19 protein-coding genes are annotated in these 23102 nt (G+C 68.3%); all 19 read left to right on the forward strand.

Going from position 1 to position 23102, the window contains the following annotated elements; genetic code table 11:
- The first annotated feature begins 787 nt into the window (after window positions 1-787).
- The 19 genes from H7841_08670 to H7841_08760 all read left to right on the forward strand — a co-directional run bounded on the left by H7841_08670 (window position 788) and on the right by H7841_08760 (window position 23102).
- The gene (locus H7841_08670; GenBank protein ID MEO5336952.1) at window positions 788-1282 is read left to right on the forward strand and encodes a division/cell wall cluster transcriptional repressor MraZ; all 495 of its coding nucleotides are present in this window, start codon (window positions 788-790) and stop codon (window positions 1280-1282) included.
- A gap of 1 nt (window position 1283) precedes the next feature.
- On the forward strand, window positions 1284-2246 hold the full coding sequence (gene rsmH, locus H7841_08675; protein MEO5336953.1) for a 16S rRNA (cytosine(1402)-N(4))-methyltransferase RsmH: 963 nt from the start codon (window positions 1284-1286) through the stop codon (window positions 2244-2246).
- The gene (locus H7841_08680; GenBank protein MEO5336954.1) at window positions 2243-2554 is read left to right on the forward strand and encodes a hypothetical protein; all 312 of its coding nucleotides are present in this window, start codon (window positions 2243-2245) and stop codon (window positions 2552-2554) included. Before rsmH ends, H7841_08680 begins: the two co-directional genes overlap by 4 nt.
- Entirely contained in the window at window positions 2551-4395 is a 1845-nt protein-coding gene (locus tag H7841_08685) for a penicillin-binding protein 2 (protein ID MEO5336955.1), read from the forward strand. The genes H7841_08680 and H7841_08685 overlap by 4 nt, the downstream gene beginning before the upstream one ends.
- 25 nt (window positions 4396-4420) lie before the next feature.
- Window positions 4421-5842, forward strand: coding sequence for a UDP-N-acetylmuramoyl-L-alanyl-D-glutamate--2,6-diaminopimelate ligase (locus tag H7841_08690; GenBank protein ID MEO5336956.1), 1422 nt, complete (start codon window positions 4421-4423; stop codon window positions 5840-5842).
- Window positions 5839-7245, forward strand: a complete 1407-nt coding sequence (locus H7841_08695; protein ID MEO5336957.1) for a UDP-N-acetylmuramoylalanyl-D-glutamyl-2,6-diaminopimelate--D-alanyl-D-alanine ligase — start codon at window positions 5839-5841, stop codon at window positions 7243-7245. Before H7841_08690 ends, H7841_08695 begins: the two co-directional genes overlap by 4 nt.
- Window positions 7246-7248: 3 nt before the next feature.
- Window positions 7249-8337 carry a phospho-N-acetylmuramoyl-pentapeptide-transferase gene (mraY, locus tag H7841_08700; protein ID MEO5336958.1) on the forward strand — a complete coding sequence of 363 codons (1089 nt, stop codon included), beginning with the start codon at window positions 7249-7251 and terminating at the stop codon, window positions 8335-8337.
- A gap of 18 nt (window positions 8338-8355) precedes the next feature.
- On the forward strand, window positions 8356-9705 hold the full coding sequence (gene murD, locus H7841_08705) for a UDP-N-acetylmuramoyl-L-alanine--D-glutamate ligase (protein MEO5336959.1): 1350 nt from the start codon (window positions 8356-8358) through the stop codon (window positions 9703-9705).
- On the forward strand, window positions 9702-10832 hold the full coding sequence (locus tag H7841_08710) for a putative lipid II flippase FtsW (GenBank protein MEO5336960.1): 1131 nt from the start codon (window positions 9702-9704) through the stop codon (window positions 10830-10832). The genes murD and H7841_08710 overlap by 4 nt, the downstream gene beginning before the upstream one ends.
- Window positions 10829-11944, forward strand: coding sequence for an undecaprenyldiphospho-muramoylpentapeptide beta-N-acetylglucosaminyltransferase (gene murG, locus H7841_08715; GenBank protein ID MEO5336961.1), 1116 nt, complete (start codon window positions 10829-10831; stop codon window positions 11942-11944). The genes H7841_08710 and murG overlap by 4 nt, the downstream gene beginning before the upstream one ends.
- On the forward strand, window positions 11941-13362 hold the full coding sequence (gene murC / locus H7841_08720; protein ID MEO5336962.1) for a UDP-N-acetylmuramate--L-alanine ligase: 1422 nt from the start codon (window positions 11941-11943) through the stop codon (window positions 13360-13362). Before murG ends, murC begins: the two co-directional genes overlap by 4 nt.
- Complete coding sequence (gene murB / locus H7841_08725) at window positions 13359-14294, forward strand: UDP-N-acetylmuramate dehydrogenase (protein ID MEO5336963.1); 936 nt, start codon at window positions 13359-13361, stop codon at window positions 14292-14294. Before murC ends, murB begins: the two co-directional genes overlap by 4 nt.
- Window positions 14291-15196, forward strand: coding sequence for a D-alanine--D-alanine ligase (locus H7841_08730; GenBank protein MEO5336964.1), 906 nt, complete (start codon window positions 14291-14293; stop codon window positions 15194-15196). Before murB ends, H7841_08730 begins: the two co-directional genes overlap by 4 nt.
- A complete protein-coding gene (locus H7841_08735; GenBank protein ID MEO5336965.1) occupies window positions 15193-16044 on the forward strand; it encodes an FtsQ-type POTRA domain-containing protein in 852 nt (283 codons plus the stop codon). Before H7841_08730 ends, H7841_08735 begins: the two co-directional genes overlap by 4 nt.
- A gap of 2 nt (window positions 16045-16046) precedes the next feature.
- Window positions 16047-17312: a cell division protein FtsA gene (ftsA, locus tag H7841_08740; protein MEO5336966.1), complete on the forward strand. Its 1266-nt coding sequence runs from the start codon at window positions 16047-16049 to the stop codon at window positions 17310-17312.
- 55 nt (window positions 17313-17367) lie between these two features.
- On the forward strand, window positions 17368-19056 hold the full coding sequence (ftsZ, locus tag H7841_08745) for a cell division protein FtsZ (protein MEO5336967.1): 1689 nt from the start codon (window positions 17368-17370) through the stop codon (window positions 19054-19056).
- A 131-nt stretch (window positions 19057-19187) separates the two neighbouring features.
- On the forward strand, window positions 19188-20153 hold the full coding sequence (lpxC, locus tag H7841_08750) for a UDP-3-O-acyl-N-acetylglucosamine deacetylase (GenBank protein ID MEO5336968.1): 966 nt from the start codon (window positions 19188-19190) through the stop codon (window positions 20151-20153).
- Window positions 20154-20268: 115 nt separating this feature from the next.
- Window positions 20269-22077, forward strand: a complete 1809-nt coding sequence (locus tag H7841_08755) for an ATP-binding protein (GenBank protein ID MEO5336969.1) — start codon at window positions 20269-20271, stop codon at window positions 22075-22077.
- Between the two features lie 65 nt (window positions 22078-22142).
- Complete coding sequence (locus tag H7841_08760; protein ID MEO5336970.1) at window positions 22143-23102, forward strand: outer membrane protein assembly factor BamD; 960 nt, start codon at window positions 22143-22145, stop codon at window positions 23100-23102.

Below are 23102 nucleotides of genomic sequence, written 5' to 3' on the forward strand. Positions count from 1 at the left end.
CGGGCGGCCCCGGCTACCCGATGCCCGCCGCTCCCGGCGCGCCGGCCCCTTGGGCTCCCGCGCCCCAGCAGGCTCGCTAAGTCACGACCCAGAACGGCGCCGCGTCGACCAGACGCGGCGCCGCTTCTTTCCGCCGCGGCAACCTGCGGCGACGGGCTCGCCCTTTCAGGCACAGCCACCAAAGACGCCCCCCCTTCCGTCCGACGGTTCTTTGGGTGATGAGCAGCGGCTAGCCGCGTCTAGAATCGTGGCTAGTGGCACCCATCATCTAAAATGACGGGTGCCTCTAGATTCGACGCGAGGCCTTCGCCTCCGGCTCCGGCTGGCTCAAACGCCGCTCGGGCTGGGTGGCGCCCTTCACTTAAGGTGAAGCGCGCCACTAGCACGATTATGCTTATATTTCACATTATCCGAGGCCGGGCCGCCGGGCGGCGATTCGGACGGTCTCGAGCACATTCAGCCTCGCATTGTTAGTCGCTTCGCCCCTTTCCTTGGCCGCGGATGCAAGCCGGCTTGGTTAACACGTCCCCGCACCACTATCGATCTCAATCAATATGTTGGGCGTATATGCTTCTATTGCACAACATATAGAGACAAGGACCTGGCGGGCTTAGGGTGACGGTTAATCCGCTAACGCTTTCTTAACCCAGATGAGACCAGTATGTCCCATTGACGCCCACATTTGCCCATGATATCCCAATTCTACCCATCAAGAGCATCCGTGGGGGTTTGCGGCGTCCAGGAGCGGGTCCGGGACGGCGGATGAACAGGGCAGGCGGGGGCCTCAATGGCGCTGCTGGTCGGCAGGCACCTGAACAAGATCGACAAGAAGGGACGGGTTTCCGTGCCCAAGCCCTTCCGCGACGCCCTCGCCCCGGCGTCGGCGGCGGGCGGGGCGTCCTTTTCCGGCCTCTACGCTTATCCCCTGTTCAAGGTCCCGGCCCTTGAGGCTTGCGACGAAGCCTTCCTGCAGCGGCTGTCTTCCAGCCTGGAGGACCTGGACATGTTCTCCGATGAACAGGACGACCTGGCCGCCATCCTGCTGGAGAATGCCCATCCGCTACCCTTCGACCCGGAAGGCCGCATCGTCCTGCCCAAGGAACTGGCCGACCATGCCGGCATCGACGGCGAGGCCCTGTTCGTCGGACGCGGCACCCGCTTCCAGATCTGGGAACCCGCCGTCTACGAGACCCATCGCCGCCAGGCCTTCGAACGGGCCCGGTCCCGCGGCGCTACCTTCAAGCTGCGCCGGCCCGACGGCTCGGACGGGGAGGAGGGCTGAGATGGCGCCCCAACCCCACGTCCCCGTGCTCCTCCAGGAGGTCCTGGATGCCCTGGCTCCCCGCGACCAGGGCATTTACGTAGACGCCACCTTTGGTGCCGGCGGTTATTCCCGCGCCCTGCTGCGGGCGGCCGGCCGCTGCACCGTCTGGGGCATCGACCGCGATCCGGATGCGGTGGCCCGCGGCCAGGAGATGGCCAAGGAATTCCCGGGCCGCTTCGCCGTCCTTCAGGGCCGCTATGGCGACATGCGCGAGTTGCTGGGCGCCGCCGGGGTTAACCGGGTCGACGGCGTTGCCATGGACTTGGGGGTTTCCTCCATGCAGATCGACGAGGCGGAACGCGGCTTCTCCTTCCGCACCGACGGGCCGCTCGACATGCGCATGGAGAGGGACGGCCCTTCGGCCGCCGATCTGGTCAACGAACTGCCCGAGGTCGAACTGGCCGACATCATCTATCGCTTCGGCGAGGAACGCGCCTCGCGGCGCATCGCCCAGGCCATCGCCGAGGCCCGCCGGAGCACCCCCTTCGCCCGCACCGCGCAGTTGGCCGAACTGGTCCGACGCTGCGTGCGCAAAAGCGGCGACGGCATCGACCCCGCCACCCGCACCTTCCAAGCGTTGCGCATCGCGGTCAACGACGAGTTGGGCGAAATCGACCGCGGTCTGGCCGCCGCCGAATCCCTGCTCGCCCCCGGCGGAAGGCTGGCCGTCGTGTCCTTCCATTCCCTGGAGGACCGCAAGGTCAAGGAATTCCTCCGCCTGCGTAGCGGGGATACGCCGCGCCCCTCGCGCCATCTGCCGCAAGCGGCTTCCAGCCCCGCGCCCAGCTTCCGGCTGCTGACCCGCGGTGCCGTCAAGCCCTCGGCCGCCGAGGCTTCCGCCAACCCGCGCGCCCGTTCCGCGAGGCTACGCGCCGCCGAACGCACCGAGGCTCCGGCCTGGGAAGGGAGGCACGCCGCATGAAGCGCCAGACCGTCACCCTCGCCCTGCTCACGGCCGGAGGCATGAGCCTCGCCCTGTTCGGCATCAAGTACCAGGTCCGCGATCTGGAAAAGGATCTCGATTCGCTCAACCGCACCATCGCCCGCGATCAGCAGGCCATCCACGTGCTGAAAGCGGAATGGAACTATCTGAACGACCCGCGCCGCCTCAACGACCTCGCCGGCCGCCATCTAGGACTGAAGCCGACCGAGATGCGCCAATTGGGCACCCTGGAACAACTCCCGCCACGCCCCGAGACGGCGGCTCCGCCGGAGAAGGGGCAGCCATGAGCGGCCACATTTTTTCCCGCGTCGACTATTCGGCCAGCCGTAACGCCAGCCAGATCCGCGTCGAAGGCGCCCGCAAGCAGGCCGTGGAAACAGGCCGCAGCCGGCTGATCGTCACCGGCGCCCTGTTCGCCGCCGTTTTCTCGGTTATCGCCGGGCGTACCGTCATGGTGGCGGTGATCGACGAAGGCCACATGCCCAGCCTGACCCGCATGGTGGCCATCGACACGCCGCCCATCGACCGGGCCGATATCGTGGACCGCAACGGCGTCGTGCTTGCGACCAGCCTGCCAACGTCGTCGCTTTTCGCCAACCCCCGCGAAATTCTCAATCCGGCCGAGGCGGCCGCCCGCCTGGTCGAGGTCTTCCCCGACATGGATCGCCATGTCCTGGAGACCCGCCTGTCAAGCAAGGGCCAGTTCGTCTGGCTGCGCCGCAACATCACCCCCAACCAGCAATACGAGGTCCACCGCCTCGGTCTGCCCGGCATCGAGTTCCGTTCCGCCGAACGCCGCCTCTACCCGCAAGGCAGCCTGGCGTCCCACATCGTCGGATTGACCGACATCGATGGACGCGGGATCGCCGGGGTGGAAAAGACCTTCGACGGCCGGCTGGCCGAGGGTGGCAAGGCGCTGCACTTGTCCATCGACGTCCGAGCGCAAGCCATGCTGATCGAGGAACTGGCCGCCTCCCAGGCCGCGTTCAGCGCCATCGGCGCCGCGGGCGTTGTTCTCGATGCCCGCACCGGCGAGATCGTCGCCATGGCCTCCCTGCCGGACTTCGACCCCAACCAACCGGCCACCATGGTCGAGGACACGGGTTTCAACCGGGTCGCCAAGGGAGTCTACGAACTGGGCTCGATGTTCAAGGTATTCAATACCGCCATTGCCCTGGATACGGGTATCGCCAAAGTCACAGACAGCTACGATGCCCGCCAGCCCATCCACTACGCCGGCTTCACCATTAGCGACTACCATCCCGAGAACCGGTGGCTGACCGTCGAGGAAATCTTCGTCACTTCGTCGAACATCGGTTCGGCCAAGATCGCCCTCGATATCGGCGGCCGTACCCAGAAGGCCTACCTGCAGAAGCTGGGCATGCTGGAGCCGGTTCCCATCGAATTGCCCGAGGTCACCAAACCGCTCTATCCCACGGTCTGGCGCGAAATCAACACCATGACCATCTCGTACGGCCACGGCATCTCGGTGAGCCCCCTGCATTTGGCCACCGCCGTCGGCGCGGTGGTCAACGGCGGCGTGCTGCGCACCGCCACCCTGCTCAAGCGCACCCAGGCCGAAGCCACCGGCACCCGGGTCTTTTCGGACGCCACATCGCGCGAGATGCGCCGCCTGATGCAGCGGGTGGTTGCCGAAGGGACGGGCAAGCAGGCCGACGTCCCCGGCTACCAGACCGGCGGCAAGACCGGCACGGCCGACAAGAAGCACGGCCACGGCTATTCCAAGACCTCGAAAATTTCGTCCTTCGTCGGCGCCTTCCCCATGGAAGACCCCCGCTACGTGATCCTGGTCATGGTCGACGAACCGCACGGCACCAAGAAGACTTACGGTTTCGCCACCGCCGGCTGGGTGGCGGCTCCGCTGTTCGCCCGTGTCGCGGAGCGCCTGGGTCCCCTGCTGGGCGTGCAGCCCAATCTGATCGAGGTCCAGGCCGCCGCCGAGAAGAGCGACAAGGCCAAGGCGGCGAAGGAAGCCCGCGAAAAGGCCGCGGCCAAGGCCGCCAAACCCGCCGCTCCGGCTCCGACGCCCAGAGCTGTGCCGGTTCCCGCCGGTCCGCCCCGCCAGGCCAAGGACGAGTTCGGGGAGAACCAGCTTGCGGCTAACTGATTTGATCGAAGGAGAAGGCTTGACGGTGTCGAACGCGCTTCGCACGGACGGAACGGAGATCACGGGGCTGACCTGCGATTCGCGGAAGGTCGCGCCCGGCTTCCTGTTCGCCGCCCTGCCGGGCGCGAAGGCGGACGGCCGCGCCTTCGTGGCCGATGCGGTCGCGCGCGGCGCTTCGGCCATCCTCGCCTTGCCGGGCGTCGAGGCAGCCGTTCCGACCCTCTCCGATACCAATCCGCGCCGCGCCTATGCCCGCCTTGCCGCCCGCTTTCACGGCGGTCAGCCCGAGATGGTGGCGGCGGTGACCGGCACCAACGGCAAGACCTCCACCGTCACCTTTCTGCGCCAGATCTGGACCCATCTGGGCATGCCCGCCGCCAGCATCGGCACCCTGGGTATCGCCTCCCCCGTCTTCACGGTGGAAAGCGGCCTGACCACCCCCGATGCGGCCGACCTGCACCGCGATCTGAAGCGCCTCAAGGACGGCGGCGTCGAGCATCTGGCCATGGAAGCCTCCAGCCACGGCCTCGACCAGTTCCGCCTGGATGGCGTCCGCATCGCCGCAGCCGCCTTCACCAACCTGACCCGCGACCACCTGGATTACCACCCTTCCATGGAAGCCTACCTGCAGGCCAAGCTGCGCCTGTTCCGCGAGGTGGTGTCTCCCAGCGGGGCCGCGGTCGTCAATGCCGATTCCCCGGCCGCCGGCGCCGTCGTCGCCGCCTGCCAGGCACGGAATCTCAAGGTCCTGACTTACGGCCGGGCGGGCGCGGACCTGCGCCTCAAGGACATCCGGGCACTGCCGGAAGGCCAGCGCCTGGACCTGGAGGTGCGGGGCCGCGCCTTCGCCGTGACCCTGCCCCTGCTCGGCCGCTTCCAGGCAGAGAACGCCCTTTGCGCTCTGGGCCTCGCCCTTGCTTTGGGCGAGGACCCGGCCGCAGCCGTCGGCGCCCTGGCAGGCCTGCAAGGCCCGCCGGGCCGGCTGGAATGGACGGCCCGCCACCCCAACGGCGCCCCCGTCGTGGTCGACTACGCCCATACCCCGGACGCCCTGGCGACGGTTCTGGCCGCTCTGCGGCCCCACGTTAACGTTAACGGGCGCTTGATCGTCGTCTTCGGCTGCGGCGGCGACCGCGATCCCGGCAAGCGCCCGGAAATGGGCCGGATCGCCGCGGAAGCCGCCGATCTTGCCATCGTCACCGACGACAATCCGCGTAGCGAGGACCCGGCCGCCATCCGCGCCGCCATTCTGGCCGCCGCCCCCGGCGCCCGCGAGATTGCCGACCGCATGGAAGCCATCCGCGCTGCCGTCCGCGAAATGAAGCCCGGCGACCTGCTGCTGATCGCCGGCAAGGGCCATGAACGCGGCCAGATCGTCGGCGGCCAGGTATTCCCCTTCGACGACCGCGAGGCCGCCCGGCACGCGGTCGGGGAGGTGTCGGCATGACCCCTCTCTGGAACGCCATCGAGGCCGGCAACGCCACCCGCGGCAAGGTCATCCGCCCCTGGACCGCCGGGGGGGTCTCCATCGACAGCCGGACGGTGGCCAAGGGCGACCTGTTCGTCGCCCTCAAAGGTCCCACCTTCGACGGCCACGACTTCGTGGGCCAGGCTATCGCCCGGGGCGCCGTGGCCGCCATGGTCGACCATCCGCTGCCCGAATTGGTGAAGGAGGAAGCGCCGCTTCTGGTGGTTCCCGACACCTTGCGCGGGCTTGAGGCCCTGGCCGCCTTTGCCCGTCACCGCTCCACCGCCAAGGTGGTCGGGGTAACCGGCAGCGTCGGCAAGACCGGCACCAAGGAGGCCCTGCGCCTGGTGTTGTCGGCCCAGGGCCCCTGCCACGCCACCGAGGGCAACCTGAACAACCACTGGGGCCTCCCCTTAAGCCTCGCCCGCCTGCCCCGCGAGGCCGCCTTCGCCGTCCTCGAAATGGGCATGAACCATCCGGGCGAGATCGCCCCCCTGTCCCGCCTGGCCCGCCCCCACGTCGCCATCGTCACCACCATCGAAGCGGTCCACAGCGCCTTCTTCGCCACCACCGAGGAGATCGCCGACGCCAAGGCCGAGATCTTCCTCGGCATGGAGGCGGGCGGCACGGCGGTCCTGAACCGCGACAACCCCCATTTCGCCCGCCTGGCCGCCGCCGCGGTCAAGCAGGGCCTGAAGGTGCTGTCCTTCGGTGCCGATCCCGCGGCCGATCTGCGCCTCGACGAGGCCCAGCTGGGCTCCGACGCCACGCGCGTCGCCGCCACCCTTATCGGCCGTCCGGTTTCCTACGTCCTTGGCGCCCCCGGCCGCCACTGGGCGATAAACAGTCTGGCGGTGCTGGGCGCCGTCGCGGCCGTCGGCGCTTCGGTCGACGAAGCCGCCCAAGCCCTGGCGGATCTCGTGCCCCCCAAGGGCCGGGGCCTGCGCAAGGACATCGCCGTCGACGGGGGCAGCTTCCTTCTGGTCGACGAAAGCTACAACGCCAGCCCCGCCTCGGTCGCGGCCGCCCTCGACACCCTGGGCCGCAGCCAGCCCGGCCCCGGCGGCCGGCGCATCGCCGTGCTGGGCGACATGCTGGAACTGGGCCCGGCTTCCGCCGAACGCCACGCCGCCCTGGCCGAGCCGGTGGAAAAGGCGAGCCTGGATCTGGTCTTCACCGCCGGCAAGGACATGGCGGGACTGCACGAGTCCCTGCCGATCGGGATGCGGGGCGCCCACGCACCCGACTCCGCCGCGCTGGCGCCCCTGGTGGCCGCCGCGGTCAAGGCCGGAGACGTGGTGATGGTCAAAGGGTCGGCCGGCAGCCGCATGGGCGCGGTCGTGCGGGCCCTGGACGCCCTCGGGAAGCAGGAAGGACTCTAGGCGATGCTCTACCACATCCTCTTCCCCATGGCGGATCAGTTCGGTTTCCTGAACGTCTTCAAATACCTGACCTTCCGCACCGGCGGAGCCATCCTGACCGCGCTAGTCATCAGCTTCATGGTCGGCCCGGTGCTGATCGAGGTGCTGCGCCAGAAGCAGGGACGCGGCCAGCCGATCCGCGAGGACGGGCCGGAAAGCCATCTGCTGACCAAGAAGGGCACGCCCACCATGGGCGGCTTCCTGATCCTGCTGGCACTGGTGGTTTCCACCCTGCTGTGGGCCGACCTCCGAAACCCATACGTCTGGGCGGTCATGGCGGTAACCCTGGGCTACGGGATCATCGGCTTCCTCGACGACCACCTCAAGGTCTCGCGGCGCAACCCCAAGGGGCTGCCGGGCAAGCTCAAGCTGCTCATGCAGGTTTCGATCGCCCTCGTGGCGGCCTTCTGGATCGTCGACCATCTGCCGGACGGCCTGGCGACCAAGGTCGCCATCCCGTTCTTCAAGGCCGCCCTGTTCGACCTGGGCTTCGGCTTCGTCCTGCTGGCCGTCTTCGTGATGGTGGGCGCCTCCAACGCGGTCAACCTGACCGACGGCCTGGACGGCTTGGCCATCGGCCCGGTGATGATCGCCACCGGCGTCTACATCCTGATCGCCTACCTGGTCGGCCATACGGTTTTCGCCAACTACCTCCAGCTTCCCCATGTGCCGGGTTCCGGCGAACTGTCGGTCTTCCTTGGGGCGCTGCTGGGCGGCGGCCTGGGGTTCCTTTGGTTCAACGCGCCGCCGGCCCGCATCTTCATGGGCGATACCGGCTCGCTGGCCTTAGGGGGCGCCCTGGGGGCGGTGGCCGTGGTCACCAAGCACGAAGTTGTTCTGGCCATCGTCGGCGGCCTGTTCGTGCTGGAGACGGTCTCGGTGATCGTCCAGGTCGCCTCGTTCAAGCTGACCGGCAAGCGCGTCTTCCGCATGGCGCCGCTGCACCATCATTTCGAGAAGAAGGGCTGGGCCGAACCGACCATCGTCATCCGCTTCTGGATCATCGCCGTCATCCTGGCGCTGATCGGCCTGTCCACCTTGAAGCTGCGCTAGGAAGGGGAAGCGGGCATCATGATCGCGGTCAACCTCTTCGGCAATCGTCCGGTCGCCGTCCTCGGGCTGGGTAAGGCGGGGCTCGCCGCCTGCCGCGCGCTGAAGGCCGGCGGCGCCGAAGTCCTGGCCTGGGACGATTCCCCGGCCGCCCGCCTAGCCGTAGCCGTCGAGGGCTTCGCCCCCGTCGATCCCGTGGGCATCGACTGGTCGAAGGTGGCCGCCCTGGTCTTGAGTCCCGGCGTGCCCCACACCCATCCCAAGCCCCATCCGGCCTGCACGGCGGCGAAGGCGGCCGGCTGCCCGATCGTCGGCGAGGTGGAACTGCTCTATCGCACCCAGATCGCCGCCACCTTCGTCGGCATCACCGGCACCAACGGCAAGTCGACCACCACCGCGCTGATCGGCCATATCCTGGAAGGTGCCGGACGGCGCGTCCAGGTTGGGGCCAACCTGGGCACCCCGGCGCTGGCCCTGGAGCCGCTGGCGGATGACGGCATCTACGTGCTGGAAATGTCGTCCTACCAGTTGGAACTGACCGAACGCACGATCTTCGACGTGGCGGTGATGCTGAACATCACCCCCGACCACCTGGACCGCCACGGCGGCATGGCCGGCTACATCGCGGCCAAGGAACGCATCTTCCTGCACCAGGACGAGGATTGCACCGCCGTGCTGGGCGTCGACGACGCCGACAGCCGCGCCCTGGCGGATCGCTTGGCGGGTCCCGCGAAGGTCCTCGTCTCGGCGGCCGGGGCTCCGGCAAGCATCCGGGTCCAGGAGAGCATTCTGTACGACGAACGCGGGCCGGTCGCCGACCTGACGAAGGCCCGCGCCCTGCCCGGCGCCCACAACGGCCAGAACGCAGCGGCCGCCTTCGCCGCCTGCCGCGCCCTCGGCATTGCGCAAGACGCCATCGTCGCCGGACTGTTGAGCTATCCCGGCCTCGCCCACCGCCAGGAACTGGTGGCGATCCGGAATGGCGTCCGCTATGTCAACGACAGCAAGGCAACCAACGCCGATGCCACCTTGCGGGCCCTGTCTTCTTACTCCGCCATCTACTGGATCGTCGGCGGCCGCCCCAAGGAAACCGGCCTTTCCGGCGTCGAGCCCTTCCTGCCCCGGGTCTGCCGGGCCTTTCTGATCGGCGAAGCGGAGGCCGATTTCGCCCGTTTCCTCGACGGCCAAGTGTCAGCCGTCCGCTGCGGCACCCTGGAACGCGCCGTAGCCGAAGCCCATGCGGCGGCCCAGAAGGACGGCCTCGACGGGGCGGTGGTGCTGCTGTCTCCGGCCTGCGCCTCCTTCGACCAGTTCAAGAATTTCGAGGAACGCGGCGCCGCCTTCCGGCGCCTGGTGGAGGCCCTGCCATGACCGCCACCCCCTTCCTGCGCAACGACAACAGCCTGATCGCCCGCTGGTGGTGGACGGTCGACCGCATGACCCTAACCGCCCTGATGGTGCTGATCGCCCTGGGCGCCCTGATGGCCCTGGCCGCCTCGCCGGCGGTGGCGGACCGCATCGGCCTCGACAGCTTCCACTTCGCCCGCCGCCAGTTCGTCTTCCTTCCCTTCGCCCTGGTGGTGATGCTGGGGGTCTCGCTGCTCTCTCCGGCCAACGTGCGGCGGCTGGGGCTGGCGATGTTCGCGGGCTTCTATTTGTTGACCGCCGCCACCCTGGTGATCGGCGTCGAGATCAAGGGCGCCCATCGCTGGCTCCACCTGGGCGGGCTGTCCCTGCAGCCGTCCGAATTTCTCAAACCCGCCTTCGCGGTCCTGGTGGCCTGGATGCTGGCCGAGCACCGCCTCGACCGCCACTTCCCCGGCCGCGCGATCGCCTTCGGCCTGCTGGTCTTCGTGCTCGCCATCCTGGCCCGCCAGCCCGACATCGGCATGTCGGCGGTGATCCTGGGTACCTGGGGCGTCCAGTTCTTCCTGGCCGGCCTGCCCTTCCTCTGGGTGGCGGTGCTGGGATTGGGCGGCGTCGGCCTGCTGGGCGCCGCCTACATGGCCCACGACCACGTGCGCAGCCGCATCGACCGCTTCTTCGATCCCAGCGGCGAGGAACCCTACCAGATCATGCGCTCCATGCAGGCCTTCAAGAACGGCGGCCTGTTCGGCACCGGCCCCGGCGAGGGCAAGGTCAAGTCGATGCTGCCCGACGCCCACACGGATTTCGTCTTCTCGGTGGTGGGCGAGGAATTCGGCCTGATCGCCGCCCTTCTGGTGGTCGGCATCTTCGCCTTCGTGGTGCTGCGCGGCTTCGCCCGGGTATTCAAGGACGAGGACATCTTCGTCATGCTGGCCACCTCGGGCCTGCTCACCCAGTTCGGCCTGCAGGCGATCATCAACATGAGCTCGGCGCTCAAGCTGATCCCGCCCAAGGGCATGACCCTGCCCTTCATGTCCTACGGTGGTTCCTCCACCGTGGCGCTGGCCTTGGGCATGGGCATGGTTCTGGCGCTCACCCGCCACCGGCCCCGCGCGGGAGGTGCCCCGTGACCGCCCCCCTTATCGTCCTGGCGGCCGGCGGAACCGGCGGCCACGTCTTCCCGGCCGAGGCCCTGGCCGTCGAACTGTTGGGACGCGGCTGCCGCCTGGCCCTGGTCACCGACCGCCGGGGTGGCGCCTACGGCGGCGCCTTGGGCAGCCTGGAGACCCACCGCATCCAGGCCGGCGGCCTGGCGGGCAAGAGCCTGCTGGCCCGCCTGCGCGCCGTTCCCGAACTCCTGATCGGCACCTTCCAGGCGCGCGCCTTGCTGGCCCGCCTGATGCCCAGCGTGGTGGTCGGCTTCGGCGGCTACGCCTCGGTGCCCACCATGATGGCCGCCGCCCTGTCCGGCGTGGCGACGGCGCTCCACGAACAGAATGCGGTTCTAGGCCGCGCCAATCGGCTGCTGGCCCACCGGGTCAAGCGTATCGCGACCTCCTTCGAGGCCGTCGATGCGGTTCCGCCCGAGGCCCGCGACCGTCTGGTCCATACCGGCATGCCGGTGCGTCCGGCCATCGCCGCGGTGCGCGAGCGGCCCTATCCCGAGCTTTCGTCCGATGGTCCGGTCGACCTTTTGGTCCTAGGCGGCAGCCAGGGCGCCCGCGTGCTGAGCGACGTCCTGCCCGCCGCCGTGGGCCTGCTGCCCGAAGGCCTGCGCCACCGCCTGTCCATCGTCCAGCAATGCCGCCCCGAGGATCTGGAACGGACCGCCGCCGCCTATGCCGACCGCGGCCTGACGCCGACGCTTTCGGCCTTCTTCGACGACGTTCCCGAACGCTTGGCTGCCTGCCACTTGTTGATCGGCCGGGCCGGCGCCTCGACGGTGGCCGAGGCGACCGCCGTCGGCCGGCCGTCCATCCTGGTGCCCTATCCCCATGCCATCGACGACCACCAGTCGGCCAACGCCCACGCGGTGGACGAAGCCGGCGCCGGCTGGCTGATGCAGCAGGATTCCTTCACCCCCGAGACCCTGGCGGCCCGCCTGCAGGCCCTGCTCGCCCAGCCGGCGATCCTGGCCAAGGCGGCCGCCTGCGCCCATGCCGCCGGCCGGCCCGACGCCGCCGCGCGCTTGGGCGATCTGGTGCTCGACCTGCTGCCCGCCCACGAAAGGAACGCCGCATGAGAGCCCTGCCCTTGAACATCGGCACCATCCACTTCGTCGGCATCGGCGGCATCGGCATGAGCGGCATCGCCGAAGTCCTGCACAATCTCGGCTATGCGGTCCAAGGCACGGACATCGCCGACAACGCCAACGTCAAGCGCCTAGGCGGCATGGGTATCAAGGTCATGGTCGGCCATGGGGCCGAGAACCTGGGCGAGGCCCGCGTGGTGGTCACCTCGTCCGCGGTCAAGCGCGACAACCCCGAGGTCCTCGAAGCCCGCAAGCGCATGATCCCCGTGGTTCGCCGGGCCGAGATGCTGGGTGAGCTGATGCGTCTCAAATGGTCGGTAGCGGTCGCCGGCACCCACGGCAAGACCACCACCACCTCGCTGGTGGCTTCCCTGCTGGACGCCGCCGGACTCGATCCCACCGTCATCAACGGCGGCATCATCAACGCCTGGGGCACCAACGCCCGCCTGGGCAGCGGCGAGTGGCTGGTCGCCGAGGCCGACGAATCGGACGGCACCTTCCTCAAGCTGCCCGCCACCATCGCCGTGGTCACCAACATCGACCCGGAGCATCTGGACCACTACGGCTCCTTCGACAAGGTGCGGGCCGCCTTCGCCTCCTTCGTCGAAGGCATCCCGTTCTACGGTTTCGCCGCGCTCTGCATCGACCATCCGGAAGTCCAGGCGATGATCCCGAAGGTCCTGGACCGCAAGATCGTCACCTACGGCTTCAGCCCGCAGGCCGACGTGCGGGCCGTCAACCCCGAGACCGAAGCCACCCGCGTGCGCTTCGACGTGGTGGTCACCGACCGCAAGACCGGCGCGCAGCGGACCATCGACAACGTGGTGCTGCCCATGGTGGGCGCCCACAACATCCAGAACGCCCTGGCCGCCATCGCCATCGCCGCCGAGATGGGCATCGAGGACGCCATCATCCGCCGCGGCTTTTCCGGCTTCGAAGGCGTCAAGCGCCGCTTCACCCGCACCGGCGAGGTGGACGGCATCACGGTGATCGACGACTACGGCCACCATCCGGTGGAGATCGGCGCGGTACTGAAGGCCGCCCGCACGGCGGCGCGCGGCAAGGTGATCGCCGTGGTGCAGCCGCACCGCTTCACGCGGCTCCGCGATCTGTTCGAGGATTTCTGCACCTGTTTCAACGACGCCGACACGGTGATCGTCGCCCCGGTCTACCCGGCGGGCGAGGAGCCCATCCCCGGCATCGACCGCGACTCCCTGATCGAGGGCCTCACCAACCACGGGCACCGCTCGGTGATGGCGCTCGCCAATCCGGAGGAACTCGCCAACCTGGTCAACGGCTTGGCGGCGGCGGGCGATATGGTGGTCTGCCTGGGCGCCGGCAGCATCTCCCAATGGGCCAACGCCCTGCCCACCGACCTGGACAAGCTGCGTCACGGAGGAAGGGCATGATGGCCGCAGCCCAACTCCACGCTTCGGCGCTGATCGGCCGGCTGCCGCCGGTCAGGGGCCGCTATACGGCCGAGGCCCCCTTGTCCAAGGTCACCTGGTTCCGCGTCGGCGGACCGGCCGAGGTGCTGTTCAAGCCGGCCGACGCCGAGGACTTGGCGAGCTTCCTCGCGGCCAGGCCGGCCGAAGTGCCGGTGACCGTGATCGGTGTGGGCTCCAACCTGCTGGTACGCGACGGTGGCGTTCCCGGCGTGACCATCCGCCTGGGCCGGGATTTCGCCTTCGTCGAGACCGAAGGCACCGTCATCCGCGCCGGGGCCGCCGCACTCGACCTCAACGTCGCGCTGGCGGCACGCGGCGCCTCCATCGCCGGCCTCGAGTTCCTGTCGGGCATCCCCGGCACCCTGGGCGGCGCCTTGCGCATGAACGCCGGCGCCTACGGCCGCGAGATGAAGGACGTGACGGTTTCCGCCCGCGCCCTCGATCCCCAGGGCGGGCTGCATGACCTGTCCTCGGCCGACCTGGGATTTTCCTATCGCCGCTGCGCCGTGTCCGCCGACTGGCTGTTCGTGTCGGCCGTTCTCAAGGGCGAGCCCGGCAACGAAACCGACATCGCCCGGCGCATGGCCGAAATCCGCGCCGCCCGCGAAGCCACCCAGCCGACCCGCGAGCCCACCGGCGGCAGCACCTTCGCCAATCCGCCCGGCCACAAGGCCTGGGAACTGATCGACAAGGCCGGCTGCCGCGGCTTGGTCCGGGGCGGCGCCAAGGTATCCGAGAAGCACTGCAACTTCCTGATCAACACCGGTACCGCCACCGCGGCCGACCTGGAAGGGTTGGGCGAGGAGGTGCGGCGCCGCGTCCTGGAGACCTCCGGCGTGACGCTGGAGTGGGAAATCCGCCGCATCGGGCTGCCGAAGGAGACCCAGCCATGACCAAAAACGTCGCGGTCCTCATGGGCGGCTGGTCCGCCGAACGGGAAGTCTCCCTGGTCTCGGGCGCCTCGGTCGCCAACGCCCTGAAGGAGGCCGGCTACAAGGTCACCGCCATCGACGTGCAACGCGACATGGGGGCCCTGCTGACGCGCCTGTTCCCCCGGCCAGACGCGGTATTCAACGCCCTGCACGGCCGCTTCGGCGAAGACGGCTGCGTCCAGGGGCTGCTGGACATCCTGGGCATTCCCTATACGCATTCGGGCCTGCTGGCCTCGGCGCTGGCCATGAACAAGCCGATGGCCAAGCACCTGTTCGCCGCCGCCGGCATCCCGGTGGCCGAACACCGCATCGTGTCCCAGGCCGAGATCATGGCCGGCGACGTGCTACCCCGGCCCTACGTCATCAAGCCCTTCAACGAGGGCTCCAGCGTCGGCGTGCATATCGTGCGGGAAGGCGACAGCGAGCCCCCTTACCACGACACCGGCTGGCCGCACGGCGACAAGGTGATGGCCGAACGCTACATTCCGGGCCGCGAATTCACGGTGGCGGTAATGGGCGACCGGCCCCTGGCGGTCACCGAGATCCGCACCCACCGCGGTTTCTACGACTACGACGCGAAGTACGCGGCGGGCGGCTCCGTCCACGAAATTCCGGCCAAGGTGGAGCCGGAGATCGAGGAAGAGACCAAGCGCCTCGCCGTCCTCGCCCACCAGACATTGGGCTGCCGGGGCGTAAGCCGCGCCGATTTCCGCTACGACGGCGACAAGATCTACATCCTGGAGGTCAATACCCAGCCCGGCATGACGCCCACCTCGCTGGTACCGGAGCAGGCCCGCCACGTGGGAATCGCGTTCCCCGAATTGGTGAGCTGGATGGTCGAGCGGGCGGAGTGCGACGCATGATTTCCGTCGACCCCACCCTCGCCCACCCCATCGCCATCGAGACCCCGCCCCGGCCGTCGCGCGCTTGGCGCTGGCTGAAGCGCTTGACCGCCACCGCCGCCCTGGGTGCCCTGGGTGCCGGAACCTGGTGGCTCTGGCAAGCCGGCCTGCTGCCCCGCCTGCAGGCCGACGCCAAGCGGGAAATCTCCGCCTTCGCCGCCGACATCGGATTCCGGGTCAAGGACGTCCTGGTGGTCGGCCGCCAGGAGACCAGCCCCCAGGCCCTGCTGGCTGCGGTCGGCATCGGCTACGACAACCCCATCCTGGACTTCGACGCCAAGGCCGCCAAGCACCGCGTCGAGGCTCTGCCATGGGTGCAGTCCGCGACCGTCGAACGAGTTCTGCCCGACACCGTCGTCGTCCGCGTCCAGGAACGCCAGCCGCTCGCCATCTGGCAGCACAAGGGCGCCTTCCATCTCATCGACCGGACGGGCGCGGCGATCGCCGGAGCCGGAGTCGAGCGGTTCCCACATCTGTTGCAAGTGGTGGGCGAGGACGCGCCGGAACAGGTGGTCGGGCTGGTTCGCCTGCTACAGGGAGAGCCCGAGATCGCCGGCCGGGTCAAGGCCGCCGTCCGCGTGGGCAACCGCCGCTGGAACCTGCGGCTCGACAACGGCATGGACGTCCGCCTGCCCGAGCAGGAGACGGAGACCGCCTGGAAGCGCCTGGCCGACCTGCAGCGCACCCATCGTGTCCTCGAACGCGAGGTCCAGGTGCTCGACCTGCGCCTGCCCGACCGTCTGATCGTCCGTCGCCCGGGCGACCCGCCACCGCCACCGCCGGGTCCCGGCAAGGCCCAGGAAACCTGACCATGAGCAGAAAAAAGACATCCCAGAGCAAGTCCCGCAGCGGCACCGTCGCCGCCCTCGACATCGGCTCGACCAAGATCTGCTGCCTGATCGCCCGTACCGGGGGAGACGATGGGCCGCGCATCGTCGGCATCGGCCATCAGGCGTCCCGCGGCATCCGCAGCGGCACCGTGGTCGACATGGACGCGGCCGAGGCCTCCATCCGTGCCGCCGTCGCCAACGCCGAGCAGATGGCCGGCGAGACGCTCCGCCAAGTGACGGTCAACGTCTCGGCCGGACATCCTCGTTCGCGCCTGATCGCCTACGAGGTCTCGGTGGCCGGCCACGAAATCGGCGAGGCCGACCTGCGCGGCTTGACCGATCCCCAAGTCTACCTGCGCGGCGAGGCCCGCGATCACGAGATCATCCATTCCATCCAGGTCGGCTACACCATCGACGGCAGCCGCGGAGTCAAGGACCCCCGCGGCATGTTCGGCGAGCGCTTGGGAGTCAACCTCAATCTGGTGGCCGCCGCCTCGGGGCCCGTCCGCAATCTGGAAAGCTGCGTCGCCCGCTGCCACTTGGCGGTGGAACACAAGGTCGTCTCGGCCTATGCGGCGGCCCTGGCCTGCCTGGCTCCGGAGGAACGGGAACTGGGCGCCACCCTGATCGACATGGGCGGCGGGGCGACATCCATCGCCGTCTTCTTCGATGGCGATCTGGTCCATACCGATGCCGTTCCCGTGGGCGGCTGGCACGTCACCAGCGACATCGCCCGCGGCCTATCCACCCCCCCGGCCCACGCCGAGCGGATGAAGACCCTCTATGGCAGCGCCCTGCCCTCGCCGGCCGACGACCGCGAGACCATCCGCGTGCCTTTGATCGGCGAGGACGAGCGGGAGGCCAACCAGATTCCCCGCTCGGTGCTGGTGGGCATCGTCCGCCCGCGGCTGGAAGAGACCTTCGAGATGGTGCGCGCCAAGCTGCAGGCCGCCCACCTGGATCGGGAGGCCGGCCGACGCGTCGTGCTGACCGGCGGTGCCGCCCAGCTCCCGGGCGTCCGCGAGATGGCGGCCACCATGCTCGACAAGCAAGTCCGCCTCGGCCGCCCCAAGGCCCTGCCCGGACTGGCCGAGGCGGTAAGCGGACCGGCCTTCGCCGCCTGCGTGGGCCTACTGGATTTCACCATCGACGACCGGGCCAGGGCCGAAGGCGCGGCCTACCGGCCCACCGAACAGCCGACCGGCCGCCTGGGCCGCATCGGCCAGTGGCTGCGAGAACACCTTTGACCCTCGATCACCCTGAACCAACACCCCCTTCACGAGAGACCCGGAGGACGACGCAATGAGCATCAATATCACCCTTCCCAGCCTGGACCATACCGACCTCAAGCCCCGTATCACCGTCGTCGGCATCGGCGGCGCCGGTGGCAACGCCGTCAACAACATGATCGACTCGGGCCTTGAGGGAGTCGACTTCCTGGTCGCCAACACCGACGCCCAGGCGCTCACCCATTCCAAGGCGGACCGGCGCCTGCAACTCGGCACCACCCTGACCAAGGGCCTGGGTGCCGGCGCGCGGGCCGAGATCGGCCAAGCCGCCGCCGAAGAGGTCCTGGACGAGGTCGGCGACCAACTCCGCGGAGCCCACATGGTCTTCATCGCCGCGGGCATGGGCGGCGGAACCGGCACCGGTGCCGCCCCGGTGATCGCCCGCACCGCTCGCGAGATGGGCATCCTCACGGTCGGCGTGGTGACCAAGCCCTTCCACTTCGAGGGCACCCACCGCATGCGCATCGCCGACTCCGGTATCCGCGAGTTGGAAAAGCACGTGGACACCCTGATCATCATCCCCAACCAGAACCTGTTCCGCGTCGCCAACGAGAAGACGACCTTCGCCGAGGCATTCAAGAAGGCCGATGACGTGCTCTACTCGGGCGTGCGCGGCGTGACCGACCTGATGGTCATGCCGGGCCTGATCAACCTCGACTTCGCCGATGTCCGCTCGGTGATGAGCGAGATGGGCAAGGCCATGATGGGCACCGGAGAGGCCGACGGCGAGCGCCGGGCGCTGGACGCCGCAGAAGCCGCCATCTCCAACCCGCTGCTCGACGAGGTGTCCATGAAGGGCGCCAAGGGCGTGCTCATCAACATCACCGGCGGCGCCGACATGACCCTGTTCGAGGTCGACGAGGCCGCCAACCGCATCCGCGCCGAGGTCGATCCGGAAGCGAACATCATCTTCGGTTCCACCTTCGACGAACTGTTGAAGGGCAAGATGCGGGTCTCCGTGGTCGCCACCGGCATCGATTCGGCCGCCGCCGTAGAACCCTTCCGCCCGGCCGTCGAGACCGTCCGCCGTCCGGAGAAGCCGCTGTTCATGTCGGTGCGGCCGGCCGTGGAGCCCAAGCCGGCCGCCGTCCATCCGGCCGTCGCGGCCGCCCCTGCCGCCCCCTTCGCCGTTCCGAAGGCAGTTCCGGCGCCGGCCCCCATCATGACGGCTACCGCCCAAGCCATCGATCCGGTCCCGGCGGAGGCGGTCGCCACTGCGGCCGTCGAACCGGCCCCGGCCATCGAGCCCGTCCCCGCCCTCACGGTCGCCGAAGTGGCGTCGGTCGTCGCCACGCCGGCCGGCGGCGCCCTGGACGCCTTCATTCCGCCCAGGCCGGTGGAGGCGGTCGTCACCGAACCCCGCCAGCCCGACGCCTTCGCCGAGGCCGCCATGGTCAATGGACCGAAGGCCGACGACAAGGCCAAGAAAGTGGGCTTCGGGGCCAAGAGCCTCAGCCTGTTCGAGCGGGTGACCGGAGCCTCGCGCACCGCCGCCAAGCCGGCCGAAGCCAAGCCGGCCGCGGCTTCCACCGCCACGGCAGCTCCCGATTCGGCCCGTCCCGTCGCCCTCCAGCCCAAGCCGGCCGTCGCTACCCTGACCCCGAAGCTGGGCGGCCTGCAGGCCGCCGAACGGACGGCCGCGCCGCGCGACGATGAAGATCTTCTTGAAATTCCTGCCTTTCTTCGCCGGCAGGCCAACTAGGGATCAGGTATCGCAATCGGTAACAATCGGAAACAAAGATTGATTTGAGCGCTCCAGGGGCCCCTGCTACTAAGCCACTGGAGCGCTTCTCTTTTGCGCCCGACGGTGAAACAATACGAGGCCAGGGGCTCATGCACGGCGACCGCAAGGCTGCGACCGACAAGACCACCGCCCGATCTTCCCGCCAACGGACCCTCAAGAGCACCATCGCCTGTACCGGCGTCGCCCTCCATTCCGGGATCAAGGTCTCGATGACCCTGAAGCCCGCCGCCGCTAATCACGGCATCGTTTTCAAGCGTACCGACATCAAGGGCAAGGGGGCCTTTATTCCCGCCCGCTGGGACCATGTGGTCGACACCCGGATGTGTTCGGTCCTGGGCAACGCCGACGGCGTCACGGTCGGCACCGTCGAACACCTGATGGCCGCCCTGGCCGGCTGCCGCATCGACAACGCGCTGGTCGAAATCAACGGCTCGGAAGTGCCGGTCATGGACGGCAGCGCATCGCCCTTCGTCTTCCTGATCGAATGCGCCGGCGTGGTCGAGCAGGACGCTCCCCGCCGGGCCATCCGCATCCTCAGGCCGGTCATCGTCAAGGACGGCGACCGTATCGCCACCCTCCTTCCGGCTTCTTCCTTCACCGTCGATTTCGAGATCGATTTCCGCAACACCGCCGTTTCCCGACAGGCCCTTGGGCTGGCGCTCGTCGACGGAGCCTTCAAGAAGGAACTGGCCCGTGCCCGCACCTTCGGCTTCCTGCACGAGGTGGAAGCCCTCTGGGCCATGGGCCTGGCCCGCGGCGGCTCGCTGGACAACGCCGTGGTGGTGAGCGGCGAGAAGATCCTCAACGAGGACGGCCTGCGCTACGAGGACGAATTCGTCCGCCACAAGATCCTGGACGCGGTAGGCGATCTTTACCTGGCCGGCGCGCCCATCGTCGGACACTTCCGGGGTGTTTGCACCGGCCATGCCCACACCAACCGCCTGCTGCGCGAATTGTTGGCGAATCCCGACGCTTGGTGCTGGGAAGAAGCCCGTGACTCCGTGGCGCTCGCCCCCCAGCGGCCCGCCGCCTTCGCCCTTGCCGCCAACGGCTGATCCGTCCCTCGGGCCTTCCCCCATCCACGCCGTCGCGGCCCCCCATTGTCGCGGCGATTGAACTTTGGCAGGATGACCGTCCTGCAGCGTACGGGAAGGGGGCCTGTCGGCGGGCATGAAGAGGCGTTCCAAGGTTTTCCTGGCGCTCAGCTTGGTCATCGCCATCAGCGACGGCCTTTTCGTTGCCGCCAACAACCTGTTTTCGGCCCAGGCCCTGGAAGAATCGCTGACCCGCGAGGGCCGGCAGCTTCATGCCGCCTACGACACCCTGGTCGCCTTGACCTTGTCGAACATGCTGGCCATGGCGACCTTCATCGCCAACGACGCGGAGGTGCAGCAGACTTTCCTGAAAGGCAAGCGGGCGGTCGAGGCGGAAGGCGGCGGGAAAGGTGGCCCCGAGGCCATGGCGGTACGCCGTGAACTGATGGACAAGGTCGGGTCCAACTGGAAGATGGTCCAGGAGCGCTTCGACGCCCGCCAACTGCACTTCTTCCTCGGGCCCGGCTCGCTCAGCTTCCTCAGGGTCCACGATCCGGTGAAGTTCGGCGACCAGATCGAAGACATCCGGTTCACCATCGCCGAAACCCAGACGCAACGGACTCCCCGCGCAGGCTTCGAAAGCGGGCGGGTCTATGCCGGATTGCGCGGTGTAGTGCCGGTCCCCGCCCAAGATCCCGCCAGTGGGCAGGCCGTGCCCGTCGGCGTCCTGGAAGTCGGCACATCCTTCGCCAAGACACTGAAAATTCTCGACGACCGCTATGGGCAGGGACTCGGCGTGCTGATGCGGCGCGACCATGTCTCCAAGACCATGTGGGAGGATTATGCCAGGAAGCGGTTCGGCGACGGGATCGCCGAATGCGATTGCGTGATCGAATCCGTCTCCCGCGACGGCCTGGAGGAGGTGATCCGCGACGGTCGGGAAGCCGGTATCGACGTCCTCCGTCCGGGAACCGATCTGCTCAAGTCGGGAGGCGGCCATCTGGCGGTCACCCGATTCCCGTTGCGCGACTATAAGGGCGACGTCGACCCCGCCCGGGCCCCGGTCGGCAGCATCGTCTTCTGGCGCGACGCATCGGCCGAAGTCCGGACCTTCCGGCTCGAACAGCTTTTCAACATCGGGCTTGGCATCGGAGGGTTCGTCCTGGTCGAGTTGCTGCTGATGCTGGCCTTCCGCTATACGGCCCGCCATCTGGAAGCCGAAATCGCCGCCAAGACGGCCGAACTGGAACGATCCAACCGCGAACTGGCTCATTTCTCCTATGTGGTCTCCCACGACCTGAAGGAACCCTTGCGCGCCGTCAGCAGCTACCTGGGCCTGCTGGAAAGGCGCTACCTGGGCCGGACCTTGGATGACACCGCCAAGGAATTCCTGGATTTCGCCGTCGATGGCGCCAAGCGCATGTCGACGATGATCGATGACCTGCTGGCCTATTCCCGCGTCCATACCAAAGGTGGGGAGTTCACCCCCACCGACACCGCCGCCTGCCTGGAAGCATCGCTTTCCAACCTGCATGCCGCGATCGCCGATTCCGGCGCCGACGTTCGCGTCGAGACGGAAATGCCCATCGTGGTCGGCGACGAGACCCAACTCGTCCGCGTCTTCCAGAACCTGATCGGCAACGCGGTGAAGTACCGCGCCGCCGACCGCCGGCCCGAGGTCAGGGTATCTGCCGGCCTGCAAGGCGGCGACTGGCTGTTCGCCGTGCGCGACAACGGTATCGGCATCGCGCCCGAGCATCACGAGGCCATCTTCCAGGTTTTCCGCCGCCTTCACTCGCGCAACGAATACGAAGGCACCGGCATCGGCCTGTCCATCACCCAGAAGATCGTCGAACGCCACGGCGGGCGCATCTGGGTCGAATCGGAACCGGGCCGGGGCGCCGCCTTCCTCTTCACCCTCCCGGCGACACCGGCCCGTTGCTGAGGCTGTGGGATTCTCCGCCCGGCGTGCTATACAGGGGAAAATCCGTTTCCCGATGGACTGGACCCATGGCTGGACGCACCTTCTCCCTTCGCATGTTCCTTCCGGCCGTCGCGGCCGCCCTGGTGCTGGTCGCCGGCGCCTGCGACAAGAAGAAGGACGACTACGTCGAACGGCCGGTGGAAGAACTCTACAACGACGCCCTAGGCGCCCTGGAACGCGGCAACTACGAAGGCGCAGCCAAGGCCTTCGACGAAGTCGAGCGCCAGCATCCCTATTCGGCCTGGGCGACCAAGGCCCAACTCATGGCGGCCTATGCCAACTACGAGCGCAGCAAGTACGACGACGCCATCGTCGGCCTGGACCGCTTCATCCAGCTCCATCCGTCCAACAAGGACATCCCCTACGCCTATTACCTGAAGGCGCTTTGCTACTATGAACAGATCTCCGACGTGGCGCGCGACCAGAAGATCACCGACCTGGCCCGCAAGACGCTGCGCGAACTCATCACCCGCTATCCCCAAAGCAAGTACAGCCGCGACGCCAAGCTGAAGTACGACCTGACCGAAGACCATCTGGCCGGCAAGGAGATGGACATCGGCCGCCACTACCTGCGGACCAAGCACTACCTGGCCGCCATCAACCGCTTCAAGGTGGTCACCGAGCGCTTCCAGACCACCACCCACGTCCCCGAGGCGCTGCACCGATTGGCAGAGGCCTATGTCGCCCTCGGCCTGACGCAGGATGCCGAGCGGGTGACCGCCGTGCTGGGCCACAACTACCCGGGCAGCGATTGGTATCTGGATGCCTATGAAATGGTCACCGGAAAGCGCGTCCGCACGGCGGAGGAGGCCGCTTGGTACAAGGTTTGGCACCGCCCCGACGAGCCGGACGTGAAGCCCCTGCGCGGCGAGGGCAGCCCGGCCGGAAAGCGGGCCGGGCGGCCGCCGGCCGAGGGCGACCGCGAGGAGACACAGCCGGCCGATTCCGCTCCACCGGGCAATGCGCCCTGGTGGAAGGTCTGGTAA

The organism is Magnetospirillum sp. WYHS-4 (assembly GCA_039908345.1).
Taxonomy (GTDB): domain Bacteria; phylum Pseudomonadota; class Alphaproteobacteria; order Rhodospirillales; family GLO-3; genus JAMOBD01.